This window comes from Bacillota bacterium (assembly GCA_012727955.1).
GTDB lineage: Bacteria > Bacillota > Limnochordia > DTU087 > JAAYGB01 > JAAYGB01.
Genome location: JAAYGB010000022.1, coordinates 22,591 through 28,827, shown reverse-complemented (window position 1 = coordinate 28,827; position 6,237 = coordinate 22,591). Strand labels below are relative to the sequence as shown.

The 6,237-nt window shown below is 52.4% G+C and carries 6 protein-coding genes and 1 tRNA gene; 3 read left to right on the top strand and 4 right to left on the bottom strand.

Features of this window, described 5'->3' with window-relative positions; translation table 11 throughout:
* Positions 1-77 (bottom strand) — tRNA-Arg (locus GX030_04735).
* A gap of 130 nt (positions 78-207) precedes the next feature.
* Here GX030_04735 and GX030_04730 point away from each other — a divergent pair.
* The 3 genes from GX030_04730 to GX030_04720 all read left to right on the top strand — a co-directional run bounded on the left by GX030_04730 (position 208) and on the right by GX030_04720 (position 3,182).
* Entirely contained in the window at positions 208-1,155 is a 948-nt protein-coding gene (locus GX030_04730; protein NLV91685.1) for a DUF1848 domain-containing protein, read from the top strand.
* 84 nt (positions 1,156-1,239) lie between these two features.
* On the top strand, positions 1,240-1,749 hold the full coding sequence (locus GX030_04725; protein ID NLV91684.1) for a MarR family transcriptional regulator: 510 nt from the start codon (positions 1,240-1,242) through the stop codon (positions 1,747-1,749).
* A gap of 26 nt (positions 1,750-1,775) precedes the next feature.
* Entirely contained in the window at positions 1,776-3,182 is a 1,407-nt protein-coding gene (locus tag GX030_04720; protein ID NLV91683.1) for an aminotransferase class I/II-fold pyridoxal phosphate-dependent enzyme, read from the top strand.
* A 95-nt stretch (positions 3,183-3,277) separates the two neighbouring features.
* Here GX030_04720 and GX030_04715 read toward each other — a convergent pair whose 3' ends face one another.
* From GX030_04715 to GX030_04705, 3 genes are all read right to left on the bottom strand, one after another.
* The gene (locus tag GX030_04715) at positions 3,278-4,063 is read right to left on the bottom strand and encodes a 3-ketoacyl-ACP reductase (protein ID NLV91682.1); all 786 of its coding nucleotides are present in this window, start codon (positions 4,061-4,063) and stop codon (positions 3,278-3,280) included.
* Between the two features lie 30 nt (positions 4,064-4,093).
* Positions 4,094-5,173, bottom strand: a complete 1,080-nt coding sequence (locus GX030_04710) for a Gfo/Idh/MocA family oxidoreductase (protein ID NLV91681.1) — start codon at positions 5,171-5,173, stop codon at positions 4,094-4,096.
* 80 nt (positions 5,174-5,253) lie between these two features.
* Entirely contained in the window at positions 5,254-6,204 is a 951-nt protein-coding gene (locus GX030_04705) for a diacylglycerol kinase family lipid kinase (GenBank protein NLV91680.1), read from the bottom strand.
* Between the last annotated feature and the right edge of the window lie 33 nt (positions 6,205-6,237).

The following is a 6,237-nucleotide window of genomic DNA, read 5'->3' as shown; positions in this document are numbered from 1 at the left end:
TGGTGCGCCCAGGAGGACTCGAACCCCCGACCTACTGATTCGAAGTCAGCCACTCCATCCAGCTGAGCTATGGGCGCCAAATCAAGACAATCACTATTGTAGCCTATCTTGAGGAGAAATGCAACAGAACAAATGATCGGTTATAATACCTATGAGCATGTATTTTCAGGAAAAGCTGGAGACCTCTGTTTGGGAAGGGGATTAGCGATGATCATCAGTGCTAGCCGGAGAACGGATATTCCTGCCTTTTACAGTACTTGGCTGATGAATCGAATTCGAGAGGGGTTTGTGCATGTCCGCAATCCCTTCAACTATCGTCGGGTTAGCCAAATTAGCTTATCTCCACAGGTTGTGGACTGCATTGTCTTTTGGACCAAGAATCCTGAACCGATGTTAAGACTGCTGCCAGAGTTGGCGGAGCGGGGCTATGCCTACTACTTTCAGTTCACCTTAACACCCTACGGTTCCGATGTTGAGCCCGGGGTACCGGAGAAGTCCCGGCTAGTGGAAGTGTTTCAAGGGTTATCGGAGTTGATCGGCAAGGAGCGAGTCATCTGGCGCTATGATCCAATTATCCTCAGCGACTCGATGTCCATTCAGTACCATGGGGCTAAGTTCCAGGAACTGGCAGAGAGACTCTCGGGCTATACGACCCAATGTGTGATCAGTTTCTTGGATCTTTATTCCAAGACCCGGCGCAATACAAAGCATTTGTCCCTCAGCGACATCTCCCCTGTCGATATGGAAGCAATTGGACAGGTGATGGGCAAAATAGCCCAAGACAAGGGAATTCGCCTGGTGACCTGTGCCGAGGAAGTAGACTTGGCTCCCTTTGGAATTGAGCAGGGCTGCTGCATTGATGGCCAGCTAATTCAATCACTGCTGGGCACGCCACTGCAGGTAGCTAAGGACAAAAACCAGCGACCCAGTTGTGGGTGCATGGCCAGCATCGATATCGGTACCTACAACACCTGTCTTCACCGGTGTACCTATTGTTATGCCAACTCAAGTCAGACCCTTGTCGACAAACTGGCGGCGGACCATGATCCCAATTTGTCCATGATTTCAGGCCAGCTGACCGATGGCGATGAGGTCCGTCAGCGAAAACTGGTGTCTCTGAGGAGTCTACAAGAGGATCTATTTGAGAAAATTTAAAGTCTAGTTTGGCCCTGGGAAGGATTAGTGCTTCTTTTCACGAATTAATAGGTATCCGTTTTGGATCACGAGGAGGGTCGTGTTGTGCGGGAGACTGCGATCATTTGTCAGACGCTAAATTTGCTACGGGGCATTTGGAAAGGGGTAGAGAAGGAGTGGCAGAACCATTGTCGCTCTCTAGATATTACCCTGACCCAACAACATATTCTATGCATTTTGGCCTTTGAAGAAAGCATTACCATCTCTGGTTTATCGGATTACGCACTAATGCATATTACAACTACTACCGATGTGGTGAATCGCCTGCAGAGGAAGGGCTTAGTTCGGGTGGAGGCTTGCCCCTACGATGGCAGGGCCCATTTGGTTTCTCTCACTGAAGAGGGACGGAGTACCTGGAGGAGATCCCTGGCCTGCATCGACAAGTTTCCTTTGCTAGCTAAAGTCACGGAGCTGCCGCCGGAGGAACGAAGGTTGCTAATGAGTACCCTATTTGAATGGGCTGCTGAAATTCAGGGCGATGAATTTTGCCAGTGGGTTAGCGCAACGGGAGAGAAGATTGGGTCAATGGGTACAGAGCTCAGAGCAAGTAGTTAGATTTCCAGAGCCGCTCATCGCAAAAGATGAGCGGTTTTGCGTTCTTTGGTGCATATTTCCTGGGCATCTGGTATAGTATAAGTAGACATTGTGCTCAAGGTTGTGCTCAAACGAAGGAGGTTCCAAGGCCAGTGGCTATTCCAGAAGAAGTTAAGAACCAGATAGCAACGAAAATCGATTCCGATGGCAAGAATCTAACGGATTTTATCAACTTGGAGACACCCAGTCAGGATATCTTTGCCAAGACTATTCCCTTCTATAGCTTTATGGAGGATCTGACCGATAAACAGCATAATCACTACCGCCGAGAACTGGTAGGTCCCTCGGCTAACCGAGTGAAGATCCATGACCCCTATACCGGGAAGGTTCGGGAAATGATCATGATGGCCTCGAACAACTACTTGGGACTAACTACCCATCCTCGGGTGGTAAAGGCAGGCTTAGAAGCACTGCGGGATTACGGAGCTGGGGCCGGAAGTGTACCGTTACTGGGAGGGACCCTGGATTTACATAGACAGCTAGAGCGGAAATTAGCTAGACTCAAGGGCTGTGAAGATGCAATGATCTTCACCTCGGGATATACCTCCAATGTCGGGATTGTCTCGGCTTTGGTCAGGGAAACCGATGTCGCCTTGAATGACCGGCTCAACCATGCCAGTATTATCGATGGTTGCCGTCTCTCTGGCGGAAATTTGCGGACCTTCCGCCACAATGATATGGACAGTTTGGAGAAAATGCTGGAGCGCTGTCGTAAGAGATATGACGGAATTCTCGTTATTGTCGATGGAGTCTTTAGCATGGATGGCGATATTGCACCCCTACCTCGCATCATGGAGTTGGCCGCCCATTACGGCGCCAGAGTGATGATTGATGAGGCCCATGCCACTGGAGTGATCGGACCCAATGGTCGGGGAACTCCGGAGCACTTTGGGATGGAAGGCAAAGTAGATATCGTGGCCGGTACCTTGAGTAAGGGCTTGGGAGTGGTGGGAGGCTTTGTGGCTTCAACCAAGGAGGTAATCAACTACCTTCGTTTCTATGCTCGGTCCTACATGTTCTCCACCGCGATGACCCCTGCCGACGCCGCGGCTTTGTCAGCGGCCATCGATGTCTTGGAGACGGAACCACAGCTGCGGGAGCGGCTTTGGTACAACATTGACTATATGATCTCCAATTTGAAGGGATTGGGACTGGATCTGGGCAATGCCGAGACCGCGATTATTCCCATCATCATTCCCGATGAAGATAAACTCCGAAAGGTCAGTCGTTATGTCCATGAGGCAGGCATTTTCCTAAACCCAGTCTACTATCCTGCAGTACCCAAGGGACTGTCTCGGATTCGGTTGAGCTTGATGGCAACCCACACCCAGGAAGATCTGGATGAAACCCTGACGGTGGTTGAAGATGCCCTGCGAAAGTATGGTGTAATCTGAGCTCGTCAATGGTAGTCCAAAAACACTAACACCCGGACTGAAGTTGCTCCCGAATTTCTCGGGGATGACCTAATCCGGGTGTTTGACTATTTGTCCTAGAGTCGGGGGATGTGCATACCGCCGTCAATCCAGATGGTTTCTCCCGTGGAGTAGGCAAAGGCCCCTTCAGCTATGGCTGCTACCGCTTTGCCGATGTCTTCCGGTTGACCCCAACGTTTGATGGGAATCAGTCCATCGGCAATCTTAGCATCATACATGGCTTTGACCTGGGCTGTCATGTCAGTGGCAATCACTCCCGGCCGCAGTTCATATACACAAATGCCATACTGGGCCAAACGAGCGGCCCACAGCTTGGTCATCATCGCCACACCGGCCTTGGATATACAGTATTCTCCACGGTTCAGGGAAACGGTGTCAGCGGAGATAGAACCGATATTGACGATCACCGGGCGTTTGCCGCTGGGATTGGCCTCCACCTGTTGGATCATAAGCTTGGCCACTTTTTGGGTTAGGAAGTAGGGGCCCTTGAGGTTAGTGTCCAAGACGAAATCAAACTCTGACTCCGTGGCCTCCAAAATGTCCATTCTCTGTCTCGGAGCCACTCCGGCATTATTAACCAGGACATCGATTCGGCCAAATTCGGTGATGACCGTGTCCACCAGACGCTCTCTATCGGCGGCGGAAGCGATATCCCCTTGCACAGTGATCCCTTGCCCGCCCAGAGACTCTACTAAAGCTAGGGTCTCGGCAGCCTCGCCTTCACTGCGGGCGTAGTTGACGGCGATTCTATATCCCCTTCGGGCCAGCTCCAAGCAGATGCCTCTGCCGATGCCGCGACTGCCTCCGGTAACTAGGGCCGTTCTTCTACCCGTTGCATCCATGGTTACCAACTCCTTAAAGGGTGATTCAAATTACTTCGTCTCCAGCAGGGGTAAGGTGACCGGTTGCTGCCGCTGCGCCGACTGGTACATTGCCAAGACCAACTCCAGGGCTCGCTGCCCCTCTTCCCCTGTTACCATGGGATCCCGATCCTGCTGGAGGGCCTCAATGAAGTCTAGGAACTGGTAGTAGTGGCTGTTGCCGTAGATTCTAGCCCTGACATCCGGGGAGTCTTGGTCTTCCTCTTCCTCGGAGACCTGGTTGGATTCGGTATAGTTCAAACCATGGGTTCCGGAGTCCTCGTTGGCCGCAAAATGCTGGTAGACCAACTTATCATTTTCGATGATGCAGGAGCCGTTCTCTCCGAAGATCTCGACTCTGGTGGTTAACCCGGGATAGGCGCAGGTGGTGGCCGTGAAGGCACCGATGGCGCCATTGGTAAACTCCACGGTGGCCGAAGCGACGTCTTCCACTTCGATGGTGGGGTGGAGGAGATTGGCGGTCATAGCCGTTAACTGGCGAACGGGACCTCCCAAGTACTGCATCAGATCGATGGTATGAATGGCTTGATTCATCAGGACTCCACCGCCGTCTAGAGCCCAGGTTCCCCGCCAGTCGCCACTGGCGTAGTATGCGTTGGAACGATACCAATGGACATGGGCATTGATCATCACTAGCTTTCCAAAGCGGTTGGAATCGATAAACTCCTTGACTTTACGAGTGGCGGGATCGAAGCGGTGCTGGAAAATGCAAGCTAACTTGACCCCGGCCTCCCGGCAGGCCTTGGTCATGGCCATGGCCACCTCGAGCTTAATGTCCATGGGTTTTTCCACGATCACGTGTTTCCCATGTTGGGCGGCTTCAATGGTCATCTCTCCATGGAGCCCGCTGGGGGTGCAAATACTGATTACATCGGCATCGGTTTGACTAAGCATCTGCCGGTAATCGTAGTAGGGTTTTCCTCCGAACTCGGCCGCGTAATTGTCGGCACGGGCTGGAATGATGTCGGCGAATCCCACAAGTTCAGCAGAATCAATTTGGCTAAGCTGTTTGGCATGTAGTTTACCAATTACTCCACAACCGACGATGGCGAATTTCACGGTTTTGTTCACTTGAACACCTACTCAACAGTGATATTTTCCTACGATTAGTGGTTAGGCATAGTGGGGCATTTACCTGCAAAAATCTTGGTCTATCGGGCGCTGACAGCCACGGAATCCAGTTGTGAAGCATTGAGCAGAGAAGCGGTCTCGGGCGGAACCAGGATTTTCAGGGCTTGCCTCACCAAGGACGCTTGAATTGGGGCAGTGCCCACGAGTTCACCGTCCACCATTTTCGTCATTGGCAACTCCGGTTCGATGGTTACCCGGCGCCAGCGGACTATTTCCACCGCTGGATGATCAACATGGGTTCCCTTGTAAGCCTTGGGCAAAGTGGTAATCAAGTCCCAGCGGGAGATTCGGTGAATGATGACCAGGTCCAGCATCCCATCCGCGGGGTGAGCCTCTGGGGCAATCATCAGGCCGCCGCCGGCAGACCTGGTATTTTGTACGAAGACCCCAATGGCTTCCACTCGCCTGACCTGACCATCGGTTCTGATTGTCATCGGGTGGCTGCGCAAATTGCAAAGGGTCTTCCATACCCCTGCGAAGATCTTGATGGATCCACTGAAGATACTTTTGTTTTCATTGACATGGGCAATGACGTCCACGGGAAATCCCAGGGAAGCCAGGGAGGCAAAGCCGCGGTTAGTTTCCATTCCCACATCCATCTTCGCCGGTGTTCCTGACCACAGGAGAGTGGCAGCCGCCGGTATCTCTAGGGGTATAGCTAGAGAACGGGCCAAATCATTGCCGGTCCCGCCGGGGATAATCGACAGCATTGTATCGGTATGGATTACCCCCTGCAACACTTCGTTAATGGTCCCATCGCCTCCAATGGCGGCTACCTGGGGCCAACCCTCCTGGGCAGCCATCTGGGCGAGCCTCGAACCATGTCCCGGTGCGCTGGTCTTGGCTACATCGTATTCTATCCCTTGGGTACGGAGAATTTCCTCTACCTGGGATAGGACCCGAAGGGCTCTGCCCTGGCCCGCCATGGGATTAACGATTACTTTGATCCGACGCATGCGATTGTCGTCCACGGGTAGTGCCTCCCATCTCTTCCCGGTATTCCC